At 72.0% G+C, this 21,677-nt stretch carries 17 protein-coding genes; 13 read left to right on the top strand and 4 right to left on the bottom strand.

Annotated elements, in window-relative coordinates; translation table 11 throughout:
* Nucleotides 1-3 precede the first annotated feature (3 nt).
* Together ACWEVP_RS21475 and ACWEVP_RS21470 are read right to left on the bottom strand one after the other, a co-directional pair.
* The gene (locus ACWEVP_RS21475) at nucleotides 4-753 is read right to left on the bottom strand and encodes a hypothetical protein (protein WP_452064328.1); all 750 of its coding nucleotides are present in this window, start codon (nucleotides 751-753) and stop codon (nucleotides 4-6) included.
* Nucleotides 754-873: 120 nt separating this feature from the next.
* Nucleotides 874-1,878, bottom strand: coding sequence for an ArsR/SmtB family transcription factor (locus ACWEVP_RS21470; RefSeq protein ID WP_452064327.1), 1,005 nt, complete (start codon nucleotides 1,876-1,878; stop codon nucleotides 874-876).
* A gap of 303 nt (nucleotides 1,879-2,181) precedes the next feature.
* Between ACWEVP_RS21470 and ACWEVP_RS21465 the strand changes: the two genes are divergently transcribed.
* Nucleotides 2,182-3,543: a sulfatase family protein gene (locus tag ACWEVP_RS21465; protein WP_452064326.1), complete on the top strand. Its 1,362-nt coding sequence runs from the start codon at nucleotides 2,182-2,184 to the stop codon at nucleotides 3,541-3,543.
* Nucleotides 3,544-3,545: 2 nt separating this feature from the next.
* Here the strand turns inward: ACWEVP_RS21465 and ACWEVP_RS21460 are convergent, their stop codons facing one another.
* Nucleotides 3,546-4,991: a sulfatase-like hydrolase/transferase gene (locus ACWEVP_RS21460; protein WP_452064325.1), complete on the bottom strand. Its 1,446-nt coding sequence runs from the start codon at nucleotides 4,989-4,991 to the stop codon at nucleotides 3,546-3,548.
* A gap of 88 nt (nucleotides 4,992-5,079) precedes the next feature.
* Here ACWEVP_RS21460 and ACWEVP_RS21455 point away from each other — a divergent pair, with 88 nt between their 5' ends.
* From ACWEVP_RS21455 to ACWEVP_RS21400, 12 genes are all read left to right on the top strand, one after another.
* Nucleotides 5,080-6,876: a sulfatase-like hydrolase/transferase gene (locus tag ACWEVP_RS21455; protein WP_452064324.1), complete on the top strand. Its 1,797-nt coding sequence runs from the start codon at nucleotides 5,080-5,082 to the stop codon at nucleotides 6,874-6,876.
* Nucleotides 6,877-6,922: 46 nt separating this feature from the next.
* Nucleotides 6,923-7,519 carry a TetR/AcrR family transcriptional regulator gene (locus tag ACWEVP_RS21450; RefSeq protein ID WP_452064323.1) on the top strand — a complete coding sequence of 199 codons (597 nt, stop codon included), beginning with the start codon at nucleotides 6,923-6,925 and terminating at the stop codon, nucleotides 7,517-7,519.
* Between the two features lie 128 nt (nucleotides 7,520-7,647).
* Complete coding sequence (locus ACWEVP_RS21445; protein WP_452064322.1) at nucleotides 7,648-9,201, top strand: ABC transporter substrate-binding protein; 1,554 nt, start codon at nucleotides 7,648-7,650, stop codon at nucleotides 9,199-9,201.
* Complete coding sequence (locus ACWEVP_RS21440; RefSeq protein WP_452064321.1) at nucleotides 9,198-10,145, top strand: ABC transporter permease; 948 nt, start codon at nucleotides 9,198-9,200, stop codon at nucleotides 10,143-10,145. The genes ACWEVP_RS21445 and ACWEVP_RS21440 overlap by 4 nt, the downstream gene beginning before the upstream one ends.
* Before the next feature lie 2 nt (nucleotides 10,146-10,147).
* Complete coding sequence (locus tag ACWEVP_RS21435) at nucleotides 10,148-11,044, top strand: ABC transporter permease (protein ID WP_452064320.1); 897 nt, start codon at nucleotides 10,148-10,150, stop codon at nucleotides 11,042-11,044.
* Nucleotides 11,041-13,083, top strand: a complete 2,043-nt coding sequence (locus ACWEVP_RS21430) for an ABC transporter ATP-binding protein (protein ID WP_452064319.1) — start codon at nucleotides 11,041-11,043, stop codon at nucleotides 13,081-13,083. Before ACWEVP_RS21435 ends, ACWEVP_RS21430 begins: the two co-directional genes overlap by 4 nt.
* Complete coding sequence (locus tag ACWEVP_RS21425; protein WP_452064318.1) at nucleotides 13,080-13,994, top strand: formylglycine-generating enzyme family protein; 915 nt, start codon at nucleotides 13,080-13,082, stop codon at nucleotides 13,992-13,994. The genes ACWEVP_RS21430 and ACWEVP_RS21425 overlap by 4 nt, the downstream gene beginning before the upstream one ends.
* A gap of 26 nt (nucleotides 13,995-14,020) precedes the next feature.
* Nucleotides 14,021-15,583: a sulfatase family protein gene (locus ACWEVP_RS21420; RefSeq protein ID WP_452064317.1), complete on the top strand. Its 1,563-nt coding sequence runs from the start codon at nucleotides 14,021-14,023 to the stop codon at nucleotides 15,581-15,583.
* Between the two features lie 14 nt (nucleotides 15,584-15,597).
* Nucleotides 15,598-17,964: a glycoside hydrolase family 3 C-terminal domain-containing protein gene (locus ACWEVP_RS21415; RefSeq protein WP_452064316.1), complete on the top strand. Its 2,367-nt coding sequence runs from the start codon at nucleotides 15,598-15,600 to the stop codon at nucleotides 17,962-17,964.
* On the top strand, nucleotides 17,964-19,289 hold the full coding sequence (locus ACWEVP_RS21410; RefSeq protein WP_452064315.1) for a sulfatase family protein: 1,326 nt from the start codon (nucleotides 17,964-17,966) through the stop codon (nucleotides 19,287-19,289). The genes ACWEVP_RS21415 and ACWEVP_RS21410 overlap by 1 nt, the downstream gene beginning before the upstream one ends.
* Nucleotides 19,286-19,642 carry a YidH family protein gene (locus ACWEVP_RS21405; RefSeq protein ID WP_452064314.1) on the top strand — a complete coding sequence of 119 codons (357 nt, stop codon included), beginning with the start codon at nucleotides 19,286-19,288 and terminating at the stop codon, nucleotides 19,640-19,642. The genes ACWEVP_RS21410 and ACWEVP_RS21405 overlap by 4 nt, the downstream gene beginning before the upstream one ends.
* The gene (locus ACWEVP_RS21400; protein ID WP_452064313.1) at nucleotides 19,639-19,923 is read left to right on the top strand and encodes a DUF202 domain-containing protein; all 285 of its coding nucleotides are present in this window, start codon (nucleotides 19,639-19,641) and stop codon (nucleotides 19,921-19,923) included. The genes ACWEVP_RS21405 and ACWEVP_RS21400 overlap by 4 nt, the downstream gene beginning before the upstream one ends.
* A 142-nt stretch (nucleotides 19,924-20,065) precedes the next feature.
* Here ACWEVP_RS21400 and ACWEVP_RS21395 read toward each other — a convergent pair whose 3' ends face one another.
* On the bottom strand, nucleotides 20,066-21,673 hold the full coding sequence (locus tag ACWEVP_RS21395) for a carboxylesterase/lipase family protein (protein ID WP_452064312.1): 1,608 nt from the start codon (nucleotides 21,671-21,673) through the stop codon (nucleotides 20,066-20,068).
* Nucleotides 21,674-21,677: the final 4 nt, after the last annotated feature.

Here is a 21,677-nt window from a genome sequence, read left to right as displayed (position 1 = left end):
CCCTCACCCCCCGTTCGGTGCCGGTCCGACTGCCGGCACGTGAACACCCGGCGGCAGGTCCGGGGTCGTGGCACACGCCGCGAAGACGGCCAAACCGATCGCCAGGACCGCGAGGAGGGCGCAGACGGACAGGAACCGGATGTGCGGCTCCAGCACCGGGTCCGGCTCGAGCTGCCGACGCGGTACCGGTGGTGCTTCGGCGCGGCCCGGTCCGGCCGTGACCTGCCGCGGGCTGCGACGGCGCGTCCGCAGCAGGACCACGGCTCCCACCGCCAGGACCGCCGTCGTCCCCAGCAGGGCGCCGAGCCATCCCCCGAGCCCGCCGGCCGGGGACGGCGCCGGGTGCAGCGAGGCGCCGCCGGTGACGTCGTACATGTCGACCTCACAGGACGCGGATCCCTGCTCGGTCTTCTTCGCGCGCTGCTCGCCGTCGACGGTGATGCTGCAGGTCACCAGCGGCTGCCCCGAGCTCGCGGACGGATCGGGATCGGCCTGCGCGATGAGCGCCAGGAGCACGGCGGGCGGGCTCGCGACGTCGACGGTCTTGCGCCAGACGGCGCCGTCCTGTTTGCCGCCTTCGTGCGTGTTCGTTCCCGGCGCGCTGAAGCCGACGTCCAGCGAACCCGGCCGGTACGGCCCCTCGACCGACACCACGAGCTCCACCTCGTACGTGCCGTCCGCGGAGCACCCACCGCACAAGGCGGCCAAACCCAGCACCGCGAGCAACCACAACGCGATCGGACGTCGATGCACAGCCGCTCTCCCCAAGGGCCCTCGGGCCGGGGTCGCAGCCGGCCGGCCTGAGCTTGACACCGAGCGCGCGAATATCGCGACCTTCGTTCGCTTGAACTTAAAAACGCAGCTCAGCGGCACTCACAGCGTCGTGTCGCACAGCGCCGTGCCCAGGGGCGTCCGGTGGTGCAGGGACCGGTTGCCCTCGCGGCGGGTGACGACCAGGCCCGCGTCCCTCAGCACGCCGATGTGCTGGCTCACCGCCGGGGAGGACAGGGCGAACCGGCGCGCCAGCTCCCCGGTGCTGCGCATGTCCGTCAACCCGGCCAGCAGCCGGCCGCGAGTCCGGCCCACCAGCGCTTCCAGTCGTGAACCCGCCGCGCCGGGCGGATCACCGTGGGCCGCGGTGAGGGTGAGGTCGTGGTCGACCGGGTGGACCAGCACGGGAACCGGACAGGACCGGTCCATGAGCGTCACCGGGTTGCGCCAGCAGAAGAAACTCGGCACCAGCACGAGACCCCGCCCCCGCAGGTACACGTCGGAGTCCACCGGGTAGTCCGCCTCCAGAACGGGTTTGGACCACCTCACCACCGGTCGCAGGCTGTTCAGCACACCCTCGCAGCCGCCGTCGAGGAACGCGCGCGCCCGCAGCGCGCGATCGGCGTCGACGTGCGCCCGCACCACCGGCCAGTACGGCGCGACACAGATGTCGTAGAACGCCCGTACCGCGCCGACGAGCTCGCGCATCGCCTCCGCCGACCCGCTGGCGAGGCCGCGCGCCGACGATGGCAGGTGCTGGTTTCGGGCGATCACCGCGAACTCCGTCCGCATCCTCACCGCCGGGGTCCCCGCGATCGCCGCCACGCCCGCTTCCAGCCCCTGCATGCCTTCTGCGGGCGTGAGGAAGTCCGGAAAGGACCCGTGCCGCGGCACGAGCGCCCGCATCACGCCCGCGGCCGGCCGCAGACGTCCGGGAGCGGGTCCTTCGCCTACGGTGCGGCGCCAGTGGTCGAAGGCGAGTCCGCCCGTGGGCGCCCCCAGCTTCTGCGATGCCAGCACGATCTCCCACAACGGATCCGGCCGCTCGGCCAGCCGAAGCCGGGCCAGATCGGCGTCCGTGAAATGGATACGCAGAGTTCCCCTCATCGCGCGCTCCCCTCGCACCTCCGGCGTTGTGCCACCCCGGAACGAACACAGGATCGGGAACCGTTCCGTCGAGGCCCCGCGACGTTACCGCCGGCGAGACGGCCACCACCAGCACACGTCGGGGCTGCCGCGGTCGGCGGTCAGGCCGGTGACGGTGAACCGCCGGCTCCACTCACTGGAGGGGTAGTTTCAAGTTCGGCAACCTTGATCGGAGGGTGTTCTTGTCTTTCCGGTCGGCCAGGGTTAGCGTGTGGCTTCGCTACCTACCGAGTACTCGGTAGGTAAGAGTCCGGAGGCACCCGCGTGAGCGCACGTCCCAACATCCTGTGGCTGTACTGCGACGAGCTTCGCGCGGACGCGCTCGGCTGCTACGCGGAAGGCGGCGGACTTTCCCCGCGCACGCCCCACGTCGACGCGCTGGCGGAGGACGCCGTCGTGTTCGATCGCTGCTACACCAACTCGCCGGTGTGCGTGCCGAGCCGCACCTCGACGCTGACCGGGCTGCCGCCGGAGCGGACCGGTGTCTTCCACAACGAGGCCGCCGCCGGTGGGCGCCCGCTTCCCGCCGGGGTGGTCACCTTCCCGGAGCTGTTCGCCGACGCCGGGTACGCGACCGCGAGCTTCGGCAAGGAGCACCTCCCGCCCGAACTCAAGCCGTGGCAGGTGGACGACCACACCGGGGCCGGGATGCGGGATCCGCTCTCAGGCGCCGACGAAGGCTCTCTCGTGCGGACGCCGGGTATGCGATTCGTCGTCGGTGGCCGGCATTCCGGGGAGGCGTTCGTCCCCGAGGAGGTGACGCGGCGGGCGATCGCCTGGCTGCGCGCGGTGGACGGGCCGTTCCTGCTGCGCGCGTCGTTCCTGCAGCCGCACACGCCGGTGGTGGCGCCCGAACGCTGGGCCCGGCTGTTCCCGCCGGAGGCCCAGGCCGGACACGCGCTCGACGGCGACCCGGACGGCAGCCGCTTCGACCATCGCTTCGCCGAGCTCAACGGCGGGCGCGAGATGCCCGAAGCCGAATTGCGGCAGGCCCAGGCCGACTACCTGGCGCTGGTCGCCTGGGTGGACGAGCAGATCGGGCTCGTCCTCCGGGAACTGGAGAACCGCGGCCTGGCCGAGAACACGATGGTCGTGCTCACCTCCGACCACGGCGTGCACCTCGGCGAAGGCGGCGCCTTCGGCAAGCACACCTTCGCCCCGCAGAGCCACCGGGTCCCGCTGATCGTCCGCCGGCCGGGCCGGTCGGGCGGGGAGCGCCGCGACGAGCTGGTCCAGTCGCTCGACCTCGCGCGGACGCTGCTCGCGACGGCGGGCATCCCGGCTGCCGTGCCGATGGCGGGGCGTGATCTGTTCGGCGAGCCCGAGCCGGATCACGTCCTGGCGACCATCGGCTACGGCGACCCGGCGAGCCGCGCGTTCCCCAACCGCGACGAAGGCACCTGGGACGACGGGCGGGGCTGGCCGCGGCGCAGCTGCATCCGGACCCGGCGCTATCGGCTGGACGCCACCGTCCGCATCGACGGGCACCCCGCGGCACCCGGCGAGGAAGACGTGTTCCTGGCGGACTCGCTCGCCGATCCCCGCGAACTGCGGAACCTCGCGGAAAGCCCAGCGCACGAAGGCATCCGGGACGCCCTGCTGCGCGAACTGCGCGCCCACACCTAGGGCTACGCCCTCGGTGTGGGCAGGTCGACCGCGGGCCGCCGGGGGTCGCGGCCGGCGGGGAGGACGTCGGCCGTGGTGGCCAGCCAGGTGAGAAGCGCCTCGAGCATCCGCTCCTCGACGGACGCGAACTCCGCTCGTCCGGCGAGGTTGCGCGTCTCGGCCGGGTCGGTCCGGCGGTCGTACAGCTCGGGCGGTTCGTAGAGCCGCCAGACGTAGGTCCAGTCGCGATCGCGGGCCGCGAACGCCTTGCCGACGAGCCGGGGGTCTTCGTGCTGGAGTTCGCCCTTGAGGTCGTAGGGGAACGCGCCGCGCTCGAGCCGGGGCTCTTCTTCGGCCAGAAAGCCGCCTTCGCTGAACGCGTACGTCCGGTGCTCGCCGTCCGGAGCGTCGAACAGGTGCCGCAGGCTCCGTCCATAGTGGACGTGGTCGGGCTCGATCCCCGCGAGGTCGAGCAGCGTGGGGAAGACGTCGACGAGTTCGACGAGCGCGTCGGTCGTCCCGGCGGGGACCGGGCCGCCGCTGAGGATCAGCGGGTCGCGGGTGATGCAGGCGTGCATCGCCGACGGCCACTTCTCGATCACGCCGAAGTCGCCGAGGTATTCGCCGTGGTCGGCGAAGAAGGCGACGACGGTGTCCGGGGCGAGCGCGGTGACGATCCGGCCGACGTGGGCGTCCAACCGGGACACCATGCCGTGGTAGACGGCGGCGACCTCCTGCCACACGGGAAGCGTCGCGCGGTCGAGCCCGTACTTCTCGCGGATCGCGGCGAGGTAGGCGGGCCCGGTCCCCGGGGGAACGGGAGCGGGCTGGGTGTCGCGGTCGTGCAGGGAAAACCACGGCTCGGCAGCCTCGAACGGGCAGTGCGGTGCGATCAGGGGCACGAAGAGCGCCCACGGCTGCTCCGGCGGGTCGGCGAGCCACGCTTCGGCCGTGCGGACCGCGGCCTCGTCGAAGTCGAGGGCGTCGTCCAGGACTTCACCGCCGTAGAAAAGCCGGTCCCACAAGGAGTCTTCCGCGCCGGACACAGCGGGACGGCGTCGTCGTCGCTCGACGGGCTCGCCGCCCCAGCGTGGCCCGGCCGGGACCTCGGTGAACCCGTGCTCGTGCACACTCAGCTCGGTCGCTCCGGGGGCGAACGTGTCGCCGCGGTCGCCCGCCCACACGACGTGGTAGCCGTGGTCGCGGAAGGTCCTCAGGAAGTTCGGCTCGTCCGGCCGCACCAGTCCGTCCAGGGTGCGGTGCCCGGCGGTATGCGGGTACCAGCCGGTGAGGAACGACGCCCGGCTCGGCGAACACACCGGGTGCTGGACGAAGGCGTTGGTGAACGTCGTCCCCGCGGCGGCGAGCGCGTCCAGGTTCGGGGTGCGGGCGTGCCCGGCGCCGAACGCGCCCAGCGCGTCGGCGCGCAGCTGGTCGGCGACGATCACGACGAAGTCGGGTGGGGCCACGATGCCTCCGGGGTTGCCTGCGTGCCGGGTCCGGGGTTGAATGCGGTCACGCTACCTACCGAGTACTCGGTAAGTAAAGGAGTGTCCCGTGAAGGCGATCGTCGTGATGTTCGACAGCCTCAACCGCCGCCACCTGCCCGCCTACGGCGGCCAGGACGTGCACGCGCCGAACTTCGCGCGGCTCGCCGAGCGGACCACCGTGTTCGACAACTGCTACGCGGGCAGCATGCCGTGCATGCCGGCGCGCCGGGAGATGCACACCGGCCGCTACAACTTCCTCCACCGCGGCTGGGGCCCCCTGGAACCGTTCGACGACTCGGCCCCGCAACTGCTCACCGACGCCGGCGTGCACACCCACCTGGCCACCGACCACGCGCACTACTGGGAGGACGGCGGCGCCACCTACCACAACCGGTTCCGCACCTACGAGTTCTTCCGCGGCCAGGAAGGCGACTTCTGGCACGGGCAGGTCGCCGATCCCGAGCCGGCCGCGAACCTCAAGCGCCTCCGGCGGCCCGCCTACCGCCAGGACCGGGTGAACCGGCAGCACCTCGCCGACGAGGCCGACCACCCGCAGACTCAGACGTTCGACGCGGGCCTGCGCTTCCTGGACGTCAACCACGCCGAGGACGGCTGGTTCCTGCAGATCGAGACGTTCGACCCGCACGAGCCGTTCTTCAGCTACCCGCGCTGGCACGACCTGTACCCCGAGGACTACGAGGGCCCGGAACTCGACTGGCCGGACTACGCCCAGGTGCTGGAGACCCCGGAGCAGACCGCCCACGTGCGCAACCGGTACGCGGCGCTGCTGTCGATGTGCGACCACTCGCTGGGCCGGGTGCTCGACCGCATGGACGAGTTCGACCTCTGGCGGGACACGCTGCTGATGGTCGTGACCGACCACGGCTTCCTGCTGGGGGAGCACGGCTGGTGGGGCAAGAACGTGCCGCCGTGGTACGACGAAACGATCCACACGCCCTTATTCGTCTGGGATCCCCGGGCGGGCGCCGCCGGCGAGCGGAGATCGGCGCTGGTGCAGACGATCGACTTCGGCCCGACGCTGCTCGAGTGGTTCGGCGTGCCCCGGCCGACGGACATGCAGGGCCGGCCGCTGCGGGACGTCGTCGCCGCCGACGAACCGGTCCGGGAAGCGGCGCTGTTCGGCGGGTTCGGCGGGCACGTGAGCGTGACCGACGGCCGGTACGTCTACCTGCGAGCCCCCGCGACCGAGGCGAACGCGCCGCTGGCGGAGTACACGCTGATGCCGACGCACATGATGGCCCGCTTCGCGCCCGAGGAGCTGCGCGCCGCCGAACTCGTACCCCCGTTCGCTTTCACCAAAGGGGTCCCGGTCCTGCGGACCCCGGGGCAGGCGATGTCCAACCCGTACGCGTTCGGCACGCTCCTGTACGACCTCCACGAGGACCCCGCCCAGGAATGGCCGCTCGTCGACGACGAACTCGAGCTGCGGATGATCGGGCTGCTGACCCGGCTCATGCGCGACACCGACGCGCCGCCGGAACAGTACGAGCGGCTCGGCCTGCCGGAGCACGGGGATCCCGGCGAAAACCACCTGCAGGTGCGGCGCCAATGGGCCCAGGTCGAAGCGGCCCGGGAACCGATCCGCCGCGAGGACTACCCGCAGGGACCGCTGAGCGCGCACACCCCGTTGCGCGAGCTGCTCGCCGACTCGAAAGCCCGTGCGGTGCTCCAGGAGCGGGTGCCCGGGTTGCTCGCCGGTCCGCTCGCCGCGATGGCGGGGGGACTGAGCCTGGTCGAGATCGCCGCGATGGCCATCGGCCTGCTGCCCCGAGCGAAGCTTGCGGCCATCAGCGACGCCCTGATCAGCGGCAATCAGAAGTTACTCGGCAGTACGTCTTCCTAACTTACCGAGTACTCGGTAAGTTAGCGGCATCGCTGGAAGGAGCCGCATGACACGAGCAGAGTCCGGCCGGGTCCGCTTCCCGGCCGCCGAGCGGCGGGAGCAGATCCTCGCCGTCGCCGCGGACGCGTTCGCCGTCGCCGGCTTCCACGGCACCAGCATCGCCGAGGTGGCGGCGAAGGTCGGGGTTTCGCAACCCGGGCTGCTGCACCACTTCCCGAGCAAAGAGGCGCTCATCCTCGCCCTGCTGCAACAGCGCGACCTCCAGGACGAGCAGGCCCTCGCGGCCGAGTTCGCCGGTGTCGACGCCTCCACGCGGGAGTGGCTGGTGGCGCACTGCCGCCGCAACGAGACGCAACCCGGTCTCGTGCGGCTGTTCACCGTCCAAGCGGCCGAAAGCCTCGACCCGGCACACCCGGCCCACGAGTTCTTCCGCGAACGCAACCGCCGCGTCCGCGGCCACCTCGTCCGGCTGCTCGAACGCGACCAGGAGACGGGCAGACTGCCCGCCTCGCTCGACCCGGCGGACACCGCCGCCGAACTGGTCTCGCTGATGAACGGCCTGCAGCTGCAATGGCTTCGCGACCCGTCGGTCGACATGTGCGGCATTTTCGAGACGAGCATGCGCCGCCTCGAAAAGCACTGACCACGCCCCCGCGAAGCGCTGCCGCCCCGGTGGCAGCCTGACCTTCCTTCACCCCGGCCGGCCGCGGCCGGGTGTCTCGGCGCCGTGGGGAAACACGCGCCGGTCCCGGCTCAACGAGGAGTCTTTCCATGCGCTCAGGCGTATCCAGAATCCGTGGTGCCCTCCTGCTGGCCTTGTCGGCCGTCCTGGTGGCCGGCTGCCAGTCCGCTGTGGACCTGCAGCAGCAGGCGGCGTCCGGTGCGTCGACGGCGGCCTGCCGCCCCGGCGGCACCCTCGTCGTGGCGAGCGCGCAACCCCCGATCCCCGGCCGCATCCTCGCCCAGGGCGCGGCGAACCTGTTCTGGGTCCGGGGTGTCTTCGAAACGCTGCTCGCGGTGAAGAACGGCGACGTCAAGAACCCGGAGCCCTTGCTGGCCTCCGCGTGGAAGCTCGGCCCCGACGACCGGAGCGCCGTGCTGACCCTGCGCCAGGGCGTCACCTTCCACAGTGGACGGCCCTTCACCGCGGCGGACGTGCTGTACACGTTCAAGCAGGCCCTCACCCCGGCCAGCCCCTCGATCGACAAGCAGATCATCGGCGGCTGGCAGGTCGAGGCGACCGGCGACCACGAGGTGACGATCCGCTCGAAGACGGCGTTGTCGCCGGTGCTCGCGAGCGTCCTCGACGACACCCCGATCGTCGATTCGGAGACCTACGCCGGCCTCGCCGACGGCAGCAAGATCATCGGCACCGGACCGTTCAAGGTCGAGAAGTACCAGCCGGGCTCCCAGATCGTGCTGGTGCGCAACGAGAAGTACTGGCAGCAAGGCTTGCCGCACCTGGACCGGATCGAGAACGTCGTCATCCCGGATTCGACCGCGCAGCTGGCCGCCCTGCGCTCCTCACGGGCCCAGCTCGCCGGGGGACTCACCACGCAGGACGCGCAGACGATGACCCGCCAAGGTGACCAGTTCCAGCTCCAGGACACGCTGCAGGCGGCGTACTCGCTCGTCCTCGACACGACCGGCGGCGTCTTCGCCGACAAGACCGCCCGGCAGGCCGTGGGCTACGCGATCGACCGCGACCGGATCAAGCAGCAGGTCTTCGGCGGGCTCGGCACCACCGCGGGCCTCATCTGGCCGCCGGGCGACACCTACCCGAAGGACCTCGAGAACACCTACCGGTACGACCCGGCCAAGGCCCGGCAGCTGGTCCAGCAGGCCGGCGCGACCGGGGCCGCGGTGCCGATCACCATCATCAACAACCCGCAGCTGCAGGCCGAGTACCAGATCATCGCGAACAACCTGACCGACATCGGCCTCAAACCGAGCCTGGTCGCACTGGCGGCGCCGGACTACCAGGCGCGGCTGGCGGCGCAGAAGGGCGGGAACTACCTCTCCTTCCGCGGGGTCGCCGACACCCCGTCGCTCATCGCGCAGACCAACCCGGACGTGCGGCTGCAAGGTGCCCACCGGCAGTTCTCCAGCCCCGAGTACACCGCGCTGGTGCAGGGCCTCGTCACGGCCGGCAGCGGCCCGGGCGCGGTCAAGGCCGTGCACGACCTGACCGCCTACATGCTCGACCAGGCCGTCCAGCACGTGGTCGTCACGACGCCGGGCATCATGGTCCGCTCCACCGCGGTCGGCGGCACCGCCTTCACCTCCGGCGGGCTGCTGTCCCGGGAAACGTGCCTGGTCCGATGAGCCGCTTCCTGATCCGCCGCCTCCCGTCGATCGTGCTGGTGCTGCTGGCCACGAGCGTGATCGCCTTCCTGCTGCCGCGCCTGGCCCCGGGCGACCCCGCCGCGGTGATCGCCGGCCCGGACGCGTCGGCGCAGACGATCGCCGCCATCCGCGCCCAGCTGGGGCTCGACCAGCCGTGGGTGACGCAGTACCTGCACTGGCTCGGCGGCCTCTTCACCGGCGACCTCGGGCAGTCCTTCCAGTACGGCAGGCCGGTGGCCGAGCTGATCGGCGACCGCCTGGACAGCACGGTCGAGCTGGCCGTGCTGGCGGGAATCTTCCTGATCGTGTTCGGCATCGGCCTCGGCGTCCTCGCCGGGTCGGCTCGCAGCCGCTGGGCGCGCACCCTCATCGGCGGCGCCAACACCGGTCTGCTGGCCGCGCCGCCATTCCTGGTCGGCCTGCTGCTGATCCTCGTCTTCGGGGTGGCCGTGCGGCTGCTGCCGATCAGCGGCGAGACGTCGGTGCTGGACAACCCGTCCATCGGGCTGCAGTACCTGCTGCTGCCCGCGCTGGCGCTCGCGCTGCCGATGTCGGCGGGCGTGGCCCGGCTCGTCCAGACGTCGATGGTCGGCGTGCGCCAGGAGGACTTCGTCGATCTGGCGGTCGCGAAGGGCGTGCCGTCGCGGCGGATCAGCGTCCGGCACGTGCTGCGCAACAGCCTCGGCCCGGCCGTGGTGGCGATCGGCATCCGGTTCGGCGACCTGCTCGCCGGCGCCGTCGTCATCGAGGCGATCTTCGCCCGCAACGGGCTGGGCCAGCTGGCCGTGTCCGGCGCGCAGAACGCCGACTACGCGGTCGTCCAGGTGCTCATCGTCGGCACGGTGTTCATCGCGGTCCTGGCCCAGCTTTTGACCGAAATCGCCCTCGCCGCCCTCGACCCCCGCATCCGATTGGGGCAGTGACCATGGTCATTCCGAAAAGGACGATCGCCATCTCCGTCCCGGCGGCGGCCCCGGACAAGGCGCGCAAACCCGAGCGGGGCGGCACGTTCGCCCGGTACGCGAAGGCATTCCGGACTCCGAAAGGGATCGCGGCCGCGGTGCTGCTCGCGCTGCTCGTCGCCGTCGCCGTGCTCGCCCCGGTCCTCGCGCCCGGCGGCTACGACCAGCAGGCCCGCGACGCCCTCACCGGCCCGTCCGCGGCCCACCTGCTGGGCACCGACGAGTTCGGCCGGGACCTGCTGGTCCGGACGATCTACGGGCTGCGCACCGACCTGAGCCTGATCCTCACCGCGGTGCCGGTGAGCATGGTGCTCGGCACCCTGCTCGGTCTCACCGGCTACCTGTCGAAACTGCTCGGCTCGGCCACGCAGCGGCTGCTCGACATCATCCTCGGTTTCCCCGGGCTGATCCTCGGCATCATGATCGTGCTGATGATCGGCGCCGGCTGGACGTCGCTGTTCGTGGCGATCGTGATCGCCGGGCTGCCCGGCTTCGGCCGGCTTGCCCGGGCGGGCCTGCTCGCCCAGCAGCAGCGGGAGTACGTGCTCGCGGCCCGGGTGCTCGGTGTGTCCCGGCCGAAGGTGCTGGTGCGCCACATCCTGCCCAACGTGGCCGACCCGATCCTCGTGCAGGCCACGGTGTTCATGGTGGTGGCCATCTTCATCGAGGCCGGGCTGAGCATCGTCGGGCTCGGGATCAACCCGCCGAACCCGTCGCTCGGCGCGATGCTCAACGTCGGCGCGCGGTACGTCAGCACGCTGCCGACCTACGTGCTCGGGCCGGGGCTGGTGCTCCTGCTGCTCGCACTCGCCTTCACCCTCCTGTCCGACGCGCTCAACGAGGCGGCGACCCGGCGATGACCACTGAGACCCTCCTGGACGTGCGCGGCCTGCGCACCCACTTCGACACCCCGGCCGGGGTCGTGCACGCCGTCAACGACGTGACGTTCTCGGTGCGGCCCGGCCAGGTCGTCGGCATCGTCGGCGAGTCCGGGTCGGGCAAGTCCGTCACGGCCCGCTCGATCCTGCGCATGGTCCGCCCACCCGGGCGGATCGCCGGCGGCGAAGTCCGGTACCGGGGCACCGACCTGCTGGCCCTGCCGGAAAAGCGGATGCGCGAGCTGCGCGGCCGCGAGATCGCGATGGTCTTCCAGGACCCGCAGTCGGCGCTCAACCCGGCGATGACCGTCGGCGACCAGATCGCCGAAGCGCTGATCGTGCACGGCACCGCCAAGCGGCCCGCGCGGGAACGCGCCCGCGAGCTGCTGAACCAGGTCGGGATCCCGGACGCCGACCGGCGGATCGACGACTACCCGCACCAGTTCTCCGGCGGCATGCGCCAGCGCGTTGTGATCGCCGTGGCCCTGGCGAGCTCGCCGTCGCTGCTGATCGCCGACGAGCCGACCACGGCGCTCGACGTCACCGTCCAGGCCCAGATCCTGCGGCTGCTGGGCAAGCTTCGCGACGAACTCGGCATCGCCGTCCTGATGATCACCCACGACATGGGCGTGGTCGCCGAGATGTGCGACGAGGTCGTCGTCATGTACGGCGGCCGGGTCATGGAACGCGGCCCGGTCGCGGCGATCTTCGAGCGGCCCGAGCTGCCCTACACCGCGGACCTCCTTGCCGCGATGCCCCGGGTCGACGAGGTGTCCACCGGCCGCCGGCTGCCGTCGATCCCCGGTGCCCCGCCCGACCCCGCGCGCCTGCCGAGCGGCTGCGCCTTCCACCCGCGCTGCCGTCTCAAGGAGGACGTCTGCACCCGTGAGGTGCCCGTGCTTGTGTCGCGGGGCGACGGGCACTTGGCCGCCTGCCATGTGACGCAGGCGGGCGCGACCATTCCGCCGATGCGCCCGGCCCCGGCCGGTGGGGCCCGCCGAGAGCGGATCCCGGTGCCCCTGCTGGACATCACCGACCTGAAGGTGGACGTCAACGCCGAGCGCACCGGCCTCTTCCGCCGGCACCGCCCGGTGTACGCGGTCGACGGCGTCGGGCTCACCGTCTCCAGCGGCGAGACGGTCGGGCTGGTCGGCGAGTCCGGGTGCGGGAAGTCGACGCTGGCGCGGACGATCGTCGGCATCAACCCCGCCGCGGCCGGCACCATCCGGGTCGGAGAGCACACCCTCGACCCGAAGGAACCCGCGGGTTCGCCGCACCTGCGCGACACCGTCCAGTACGTGTTCCAGGACCCCTACGCCTCGCTCAACCCCCGCCGCACGATCCGCCAGTCGCTCGACGAGGCCCTCGCCGTCCGCGGCATGCCCGCGGCCGAGCGGGCGGCGGAAGTGGTGCGGCTGGTCGAGCGGGTCGGGCTCGACGAACGGCACCTCGACCGGTACCCGCACGCGTTCTCCGGCGGACAGCGCCAGCGCGTCGGCATCGCCCGCGCCCTGGCGGCCCGGCCGAGGCTGCTGGTCCTCGACGAACCGGTGTCCGCATTGGACGTTTCGATCCAGGCCCAGATCATCAACCTCCTCGAATCGCTGCGCGACGAGTTCGACCTCGGTTACCTGTTCATCGCCCACGACCTGTCGGTGGTGCGGCACCTGTCGGACCGGGTCGCGGTGATGTACCTCGGCCGCTTCGTCGAAATCGGGGACGCCGAGGCCGTCTACTCGTCGCCGCAGCACCCGTACACCGCCGCGTTGCTGGCCTCGTCGCCCGTGCCCGACACGGGCGGGCGGACCCGCGAGCGGATCGTCCTCGGCGGTGACCTGCCCAGTCCCCAGGATCCGCCGAGCGGCTGCCGGTTCCGCACCCGCTGCCCGATCGGCCCGCTGCACCGTCCGGAAAGGACGGTCTGCGCCGAGGAGGACCCGGCGCTCACCCCGACCGACGGCGGGCAGCTGGCTGCCTGCCACTTCGCCGGGGAACTGGCCCGGGCCGGGGCGGTGGCATGAGCTGCTGCGCCCCGGGCCGTCCGCCGGGTGACACCGTGACTCCCGAAGTCCCGCAGCCGACCGGACCGGGCTCCACCGACGGCATGGTTTCGTTGCCTGGTGGGAAGTTCCGGATGGGCACCGACGACGCCGAAGGCTTCCCGGCCGACGGCGAAGGGCCGGTCCGGACCGTCGAGCTGTCGCCGTTCCTGATCGACCGGTACGCGGTGTCCAACGACCGGTTCGCGGCCTTCGTCAGGGACACGGGATACGTGACGGAGGCCGAGCGTCTCGGCTGGTCCTACGTGTTCGTCCGGTTTCTGACCCGGGAGCTGCGCCGGATCTCGCCCCGCCCGGACGTCACGCCGTGGTGGGCCGCGGTGACCGGCGCGGACTGGCGGCGTCCCGAAGGCCCCGGCAGCGACCTGACCGGCCGCGGCGACCACCCGGTGGTCCACGTGTCGTGGCACGACGCCGGCGCGTACGCCGCGTGGGCGGGCAAGCGGCTGCCGACTGAAGCGGAGTGGGAGTACGCCGCCCGCGGCGGGCACGACCAGCGCCGCTACCCCTGGGGCGACGAACTCACCCCGGACGGGCGGCACATGGCCAACATCTGGCAGGGCCGCTTCCCCATCACCGACACCGCCGAGGACGGCTATTCCGGCACCGCGCCGGTGGACGCGTTCCCGCCCAACGACTTCGGCCTGCACAACATGGCCGGCAACGTCTGGGAGTGGTGCGCCGACTACTGGGGGACCGACCACCGGAACCCCGCCGGGCCGCCGTCGGGCACCGACCGCGTGACGCGCGGCGGCTCCTACCTCTGCCACGTCTCCTACTGCAACCGCTACCGCGTCGCCGCCCGCTCGCACAACACCCCCGACAGCTCCGGTGGCAACACCGGGTTCCGCTGCGCCCGCGACTCCGGCTGACCACGGCCGCCTCGAGAAGGGTTCCCATGCGCGTCATCTACGTCGACGTCGACACGCTCCGCGCCGACCACACGCAGCCGTACGGCTACCACCGGCCCACCACCCCGAACCTGCAGGCCCTGGCCGACAAGGGCGTGGTGTTCGACCGGTACTACTGTTCGGACTCCCCGTGCCTGCCCTCCCGCACCGCCATGACCAGCGGCCAGTTCGGCATCACCAACGGCGTCATCGGCCACTTCGGCGAAGCCGCGCGGTTCCGGCTCGACTCGGGCCACTCGCCGCACCCCGACCGGCCGCTGCTCGGCCAGCGCCTCGGGCAGCACGGGCACTACACCGCCGCGGTCTCGATGTTCGCCGAGCGGCACCGCGCCTACCACTTCCTCGGCAACTTCCGCGAGTCGATCCGGGCCACGAACGAGATCAACGACGAGGACGGCCGGGAGGTCAACCGCGTCGGGCTGGACTGGATCCGCCGGCACGCGCACGAGGACGACTGGTACCTGCACCTGACCTACTGGGAGCCGCACACCCCGTACCTCACCGGCAAGGAGTGGACCGAGCGGGCGGCCGCGTCCGGTCCGGCTCCAGCGTGGCCCGACCAGGAGGCCATCGACGGGCACGCCGAGGTCTACGGCCCCCGCAGCGCGCTGGACCTGCACTACTCCGTGGGCCCGAGGAAGTCGCCGTACCCGGAGAACATGCCCGAGGCGATCCGCACCCGCGCCGACTTCGAGCACCTGATCAACGGGTTCGACGGCACGATCATGTACTGGGATACTCTGTTCGGCGAACTTCTGGCCACCTTGGCCGAACTCGGCATCGCCGACGAGACGGCGATCATCGTCAGTGCCGACCACGGCGAATCCTTCGGCGAGAACGGTTCCTACGCCGAGCACGGCCTGGCCAACGAGCCGGTCCACCGGCTGCCCTTGGTCGTCTATTGGCCCGGTGTCACCGACCAGCTGCCCGACGACGCCCGGCACTGCGACGCGCTGCTCTACAACATCGACTTCGCACCCACGATCTGCGACCTGCTCGGCGTTCCCATTCCCCGTGGCTGGCAGGGAACTTCGTTCGCCGACGCCGTCCGCGGCACCGAGATCCCCTCGCGGCCCTATCTCGTGCTGGGCCACGGTGCCCACACCTACCAGCGGTCGGTCCGCACCCGTGACCACCTCTACATCCGCACCTACCACCCCGGGGCCTTCCGGGCGGAGTGGGAGCAGCTGTTCGACGTCACCGCCGACCCGCACCTCACCACCGATCTGCTCGAGAAGGAACCGGAACTGGCCGCGCGGATGCGCACGCACCTGGCGGAGTGGCTGCACACCTACGCGGGGCGTCCGGGCGCCCTGCCCGACCCGATGCAGACGACGCTGCAGGTCGGGCCGGTCTACTACAACGACCCCGTCCGGTACCAGGAACACCTGCGCGCCACCGGACGTGGCCACCTCGCCGACGACCTCGCGCAGCGGCTCTCGACCGCGACCGGAGCGACGCCGGTGTCCTGGCACGCCCCCGACGTCGCGTGGCCGCCCGAGCGGCACGCGGCCTGGGACAAGATGATCGCGGCCGCCGACCCCGCCTGACCGAGAGGTTTCCGATGACTTCCACTGTGGACAGTGCGCTGGACCTGCCGGCCAAGGTCGCGCTGCTGACCGGCGCGAGCATGTTCACCCTGCGCCCGGAGCCGGCGATCGGGCTGCCCGAGCTGCGGCTGTCGGACGGGCCTACCGGGGTCCGCGGCCTGACGTTCTCCGGCGGCCCGGCGGTCACGTTGTTCCCCAACGCGACGCTGCTGGCGTCGGCGTGGAACACCGACACCGCCTACGAAGTCGGGCGTCTGCTGGCCGAAGAGGCCTCGGTGCAGGGCATCCACGTCGTGCTCGGGCCGACCATCAACCTGCACCGCAGCCCGCTCGGCGGGCGGCTGTTCGAGGCGTATTCCGAGGACCCGCTGCTGTCCGGGGCGCTCGCCGCCGCCTACGTCCGGGGCCTGCAGGACAACGGCGTCGGTGCGTGCTTGAAGCACTTGGTGGCCAACGAGTCCGAGACCGAGCGGCACACCGTCGACAGCGTCGTCGACGAGGCGACGCTGCGCGAGGTGTACCTGCTGCCGTTCGAAATCGCGGTCGCCGACGCGGACGCGTGGTCGATCATGGCGGCCTACAACCGGGTCAACGGCACCCCCGCCACGGAACAGCGGCACGTCATCACCGAGATCGTGAAGGGGGAGTGGGGCTACCGCGGGCTGGTCGTGTCCGACTGGTGGGCCACCACGAGCACGGCCGCATCGGCCAACGCCGGACTGGACCTGGTGATGCCCGGTCCGGTCGGGCCATGGGGAGACCGGCTCGTCGACGCCGTGAAAGCCGGTGAAGTCGACGAAGCCGTGATCGACGACCACCTCGGCCGCCTGTTGTTGCTCGCCGAACGCGTCAGCACGCCTTCGCGCGACGTGCCGGCGCCGGACAGTCCGACCCGGCGCACCCAGCTGACCCGGCTGGCCGCTTCCGGGATGACGGTGCTGACGAACGACGGGATCCTCCCGCTGGCGCGAGACACCACCATCGCGCTGATCGGCCGGCACGCCGTCGACACGGTCGACATGGGCGGCGGCTCGGCGCAGGTGAACCCGCCGCACCAGGTGAGCGTCTCCGAAGGCCTGACCGAGCTGCTCGGTGCCGCGGTCACCGTCGTCGACGGCGTGGAGGTCCGGGAGCGTCCGGTCCCCGCCCGGCCGGAGTTCGCCGTCCACCCGTCGACCGGCGAGCCCGGCATGCGGGTGACGCTGCACGCGGCCGGCGGCTCGCTGCTCGGAGAACGCGACCTCGCGGCGACGAGCACGATGATCGGGGTCGACGACGACCTGCCGGAGGCTCCGCGAGCCGTCCGGTTGTCGGCGCGACTGCCGCGAGGCGGGCGAATGCTGGTCGGCGGCATCGGCGTCGGCACGTGGGAAGTGCGCGCCGGCGGCCGGACCGGCCGGTTCGAGCTGGGTCTCAGCAGCGGCGAGGTCGGCGAAGCGGTCCTACGGCCACCGGGTGACACCCTGCTCGTCGACGTGAAGCCGGGCGAACTGCTTGAAGCCGAGGTCACCCTCGAGCCGGGAGGCCGGGGCTTGTACGGGCTGGTCGCGCGTCCGGCGCCGGAAGACGTGACCGAGGTGGTCGACCGGGCGGTCGCCGCCGCACGTGCTGCCGACATGGCCGTGGTCGTCGTCGGGCTGACCGAGGAGCAGGAAACCGAGGCGGTCGACAAGACGACGCTGCGGCTGCCCGGGGCGCAGAACGACCTCGTGCGTGCGGTCGCGGCCGCCGCCCGCCGGACCGTGGTCGTCGTGAACGCGGCGACCCCGGTGCTGATGCCGTGGCTGGCGCAGGTGGACGCCGTGCTCTGGGCCGGGTTGCCGGGACAGGAGGGCGGGCACGCCGTCGCGGCCGCGCTGCTCGGTGACAGCGAACCCGCCGGGCGCCTGGTCACGACCTTCCCGGCGGCGGACGGCGCGTCTCCCGCGTGGTCGGTCACGCCCGTGGACGGGCGGCTCGAGTACGCCGAAGGCCCGTTCATCGGCTACCGCGGCCACGACGCGGGCCGCGCGCCCGCGCCGGCGTTCTGGTTCGGCCACGGCCTCGGCTACTCGACCTGGGACTACTCGGACGCCGCGGTGCTGGACGACGACGGCCACCGGGTCGCGGTCACCGTCACCAACACGGGCGGCCGCGTCAGCCGCGAGGTCGTCCAGCTGTACTTCCGGCCTGCGGATGCGCGGCAGCCCGTGCGCCTGGTCGGCTGGGGCGCCGCGACCGTCGAACCGGGGCAGAGCGCGCGAGTCGAAGTGACCGGAGATCCGCGGCTGCGGCGCCGCTGGGAGAGCGGGAAGTGGGTGGAGCTGCCACCGGACGGGGAACTGCTGCTCGCCCGCGGCCTCGGCGACGTCCGCGCCACCCTGCGGCTGGGGAGTGCGTGATGCCGCCGAACATCCTGCTGCTCACCGCCGACGACATGGGCGGCGACACCCCCGGCTGCTTCGGCGGCCCGGCGGGCGTCACGCCCACTCTCGATCGGCTCGCCGGCGAAGGCATGACGTTCGGGCGGGCGCACGTCGCCGTCGCGGTGTGCCAGCCGAGCCGGTCGGCGATCATGACCGGCCGCTGGCCGCACCGCAACGGCGCACAGGGCTTCGAACCGATCGCCGACGGCGTCCCGCTGCTCACCGAGGTGCTGCGCGAAGCCGGGTACCTGTCGGGCATCCTCGGCAAGGTCGACCACCTGCAACCGGTCGAGCGGTTCGGCTGGGACTTCGCCCGGGGCATGCGCGAGCTGGGCATGGGCCGCAGCCCCGACGCCTACGGCGAAGCGGCGGCGGCCTTCGTCGCCGAGGCGGCCGCGCAGGACCGTCCTTGGTTCCTCATGGCCAATGCGCACGACCCGCACCGGCCCTATTCCGGCAGCCAGGCCGAGCAGGAGCGGTTCCCCGCCGAAGCCCGCGCGACCTATCCGGCGCCGTCGCGGGTGTTCGGCCCGGAGGACGACGTCGGGGTGCCCGGCTTCCTGCCGGACCTGCCCGGCGTGCGGCAGGAGTACCGCGAGTACCTCAGCTCGTCGCGACGCTGCGACGACGTCGTGGCCGCCGTCCTCGGAGCGGTGGACGCGACGGACACGCTCGTTGTTTTTCTTTCGGACAACGGGATCGCGGTGCCGTTCGCCAAGGCCAACTGCTACCTGCAGAGCAGCCGGACGCCGGTGATCGTGCGCTGGCCCGGTACCGCCCGGCCCGGCACGAGGGAGGACACGGCGTTCGTGTCGGCGCTGGACCTCTTCCCGACCTTCTGCGCGGCCGCCGGGGTGCCGGTACCGTCCGGAGTGGACGGTCGGAGCCTGCTTCCGCTGCTGCGCGGGGAACCGCAGGAGGGCCGCGACGCGGTGCACACGGTGTTCCACGAGACCGCCGCGAAGGGCCGGTTCGAGATGCGCTGCCGCCAGGACGCCCGGTTCGGCTACATCTGGAACGCCTGGTCCGACGGGGTTCGCGAGTACCGCGCCGAGAACATGCAAGGCCTGACCTGGCCGGCGATGGTCGAAGCGGGCGGTGACCGGGTCGGGTTCTACCTGCACCGCGCCCCGGAGGAGCTCTACGACCTGCGAGCCGATCCGCACTCGCTGACCAACATCGCCGCGGACCCGGCGCACCAGGACGAGCTTGTCCTGGCGCGGCGGGAACTGCTCGCCTGGCTGGACACCACCGGCGATCCGTTGCTCGGTACCTACCGGTCGTTCCTGGCCGAGCCGTGAAGCCGGGCTGGTACGAGGAGGGAGAGGAGCCGGACTACCGGTTCACCCTCGCCAACGAGCGGACGTTCCTGGCCTGGCTGCGCACGGCGTTGGCGTTGATCGCCGGTGCGGTCGCGCTCGCGCAGCTGGTGCCGTCGTTCTCGGTAACCGGGCTGCGCACCGGACTCGCGGTCTTGCTGGCGGTGGCGGGCACCGTGCTGGCCGCCTTCGCCTACCGGCGATGGGCGACGGTCCAGCGGGCGATGCGGCACCGGAGGCCGCTGCCGATGGACTGGCTGCCCGCCGCCATGGGCACGATCGCGGCCCTCACCGGCTTGGTCGTGGTGTTCGTCGTGCTGACCCACCGGCCGTGAGCGAGCGGGACCCGGGGCTGCAGCCGGAGCGAACGGCGTTGGCTTGGCGGCGGACGGCGTTGTCCGCGGCGGTGGCCGCGGCCGTGTTGCTGCGGGCCGGGTGGGTCGAAGCTTCCGCACTGGCTCTGGCAGCCGGATTCGGCGCGCTGGCGGTGGTGGCGATCGCGGGATGGGCCGGCCTGTTCCCGCGCCGGCCTGCGACGCCGAGGGCGCTGCTTGCTCTCACGGCGGCCACCAGCGTGATCGGGATGCTCGCCGCCGGGCACCTGCTGTGGAGCTAAGAGCCCAGTGCGCGGCAGAGGGAGGTTCGGTTTCGTCGCCGACCCTCACTGCGTGGGCGACGTTCCCCGCGGTGATCGTCGGCATGGTCCTTCGGAACGCCGGCCGGCGTGACCGGCATCTCGCCGGCCGGCGTTCACGGACCTACCGGCGGACGACTCCCACCTGCTGGGCGAGCTGCTCGGCGTTGATGTCGAGCCACTTGTAGCTGATGCCGTTCCACAGGTCGCAGTGCTGCGCGGCGGCGAACGCGGCCGAGGTCACCGGCGAACTGCCGCCGAGCTGGAAGACCATCGCGCGCCGGTCCTTGACGCTCGGCCACTCCGCCTGCCCCGCCGTGTCCGGGGTGCCTTGGCGGACGAACGCGCCCCAGTACCGGACCATTTCGGCCGACAGCCGGAGCTTGTCGCGGTCGTACACGCTGGTCGCGGTCGGCCAGAGGTAGGCCTGATCCGCCCCGTGCGAAGCACCGTCGTCGAAGGAGCCCGGGGCCGGTGGGGCCGAAGGACTCCGCGCGTCGAAGCGGTACAGGAACGTCTTCGGCTGGTACTTCGCGACCTGCTGGGCCAGCTGGGCGTACTGGCAGCCGCCGAGGCCGTAGAAGACGCTCGAGTCCGTCCACACGGCACCCAGCGCGTACGCCGCCGTGTCCTGCGCGGGGTAGGTGCTCAGCGGGTACGCCTTCTCGACGTCCGCGGCCCGGGTGCCGAAGAGGTATTCGAGGCTCTTCTCGTACTGGGCGGGCGTCGCGGTGGCGAAGGACCGCGCCCAGCCCCGGACCTCGTCGTGGGTGCTGCCGATCAGGAGCGGGACGCGCTCGAAGCGGCCGGTGCGCACGGCCTCGGACGGCGGGAGGGGCAGTTCCGGGACGCCGGCGGTCGGGAGCGGGCCGGTGAGGATTCCGCCGCGGAACCCGGCGCTCGAGTTCTGGATGTCGGCCGCGGACTTGGCGCGCAGGCAGCTCACCGGGGTGGTGGTGCAGCCGGCGTCGGTGGCGAACCGCGCGCCGGCCGCCTGGGACTCGGCGACCGTGTGGCTCGGGCAGCCGCCGCTCTGGATGATGGCGCCGTTGACCAACCCGTGCGTCAAGGGCGAGGAAAGCAGGGCGCACACCGAGTGGCCGCCGGCCGAGAGCCCGGCGACGGTCACCGCCTGGTGGTCGCCGCCGAAGCGGTCGATGGTGCGGTGGGCCCAGTTCAGGGCGGCGACCTGGTCGAGCAGGCCGTAGTTGCCCGCGCCGGACTCGCTCAGGCCCGGCAGGTTCAGGAAGCCGAACGCGCCGAGGCGGTAGTTGGTGGTGATGACGACGATGTTGTTCGTTTCGGCCAGGAGTGAGCCGTCGAACGCGCTGCCGGAGCCGGACGAGAAGCCGCCGCCGTGGATCCACAGCAGCACCGGGAGCCGCTCGTTCGTTGCCCGTGCCGGGCGGTAGACGTTGAGGTAGAGGCAATCCTCGTTCGCGGCGGAGCCCTGCGGGCACGCCGGACCGTAGCTCGTCGCGGGCCGGACGCCGGACCACTTCGGAGCCGGCTGGGGTGGCTGCCACCGGAGAGCGCCGACCGGTGGGGCGGCGAACGGGATGCCCAGGAACGAGTCCACCGCTCCGCTGGTCTTCCCTTCGACCTTGCCCGCGTCCGTCTGGACGATGAGCGTGTGTGCCGGCGGACGGCCGGCGTTCGCGGCCGCCGGGGCGGATGCCACCGTCATCGCCAGCGCGACCGTGATACCGAGCCACTTGAGTCTTTTCCGCACCGAT

It is taken from the genome of Amycolatopsis sp. NPDC003865, assembly GCF_053605345.1.
The sequence above is the reverse complement of the archived record's forward strand: the minus strand, read 5'-3'. Positions and strand labels throughout refer to the sequence as shown.

What these genes read in the sequence shown, in the direction of transcription:
- ACWEVP_RS21470 (WP_452064327.1), bottom strand. Translation starts at nt 1,878, where the DNA reads ATGAGGGGAACTCTGCGTATCCATTTCACGGACGCCGATCTGGCCCGG.
- ACWEVP_RS21450 (WP_452064323.1), top strand. Translation starts at nt 6,923, where the DNA reads ATGACACGAGCAGAGTCCGGCCGGGTCCGCTTCCCGGCCGCCGAGCGG.
- ACWEVP_RS21445 (WP_452064322.1), top strand. Translation starts at nt 7,648, where the DNA reads ATGCGCTCAGGCGTATCCAGAATCCGTGGTGCCCTCCTGCTGGCCTTG.
- ACWEVP_RS21440 (WP_452064321.1), top strand. Translation starts at nt 9,198, where the DNA reads ATGAGCCGCTTCCTGATCCGCCGCCTCCCGTCGATCGTGCTGGTGCTG.
- ACWEVP_RS21435 (WP_452064320.1), top strand. Translation starts at nt 10,148, where the DNA reads ATGGTCATTCCGAAAAGGACGATCGCCATCTCCGTCCCGGCGGCGGCC.
- ACWEVP_RS21430 (WP_452064319.1), top strand. Translation starts at nt 11,041, where the DNA reads ATGACCACTGAGACCCTCCTGGACGTGCGCGGCCTGCGCACCCACTTC.
- ACWEVP_RS21425 (WP_452064318.1), top strand. Translation starts at nt 13,080, where the DNA reads ATGAGCTGCTGCGCCCCGGGCCGTCCGCCGGGTGACACCGTGACTCCC.
- ACWEVP_RS21420 (WP_452064317.1), top strand. Translation starts at nt 14,021, where the DNA reads ATGCGCGTCATCTACGTCGACGTCGACACGCTCCGCGCCGACCACACG.
- ACWEVP_RS21415 (WP_452064316.1), top strand. Translation starts at nt 15,598, where the DNA reads ATGACTTCCACTGTGGACAGTGCGCTGGACCTGCCGGCCAAGGTCGCG.
- ACWEVP_RS21410 (WP_452064315.1), top strand. Translation starts at nt 17,964, where the DNA reads ATGCCGCCGAACATCCTGCTGCTCACCGCCGACGACATGGGCGGCGAC.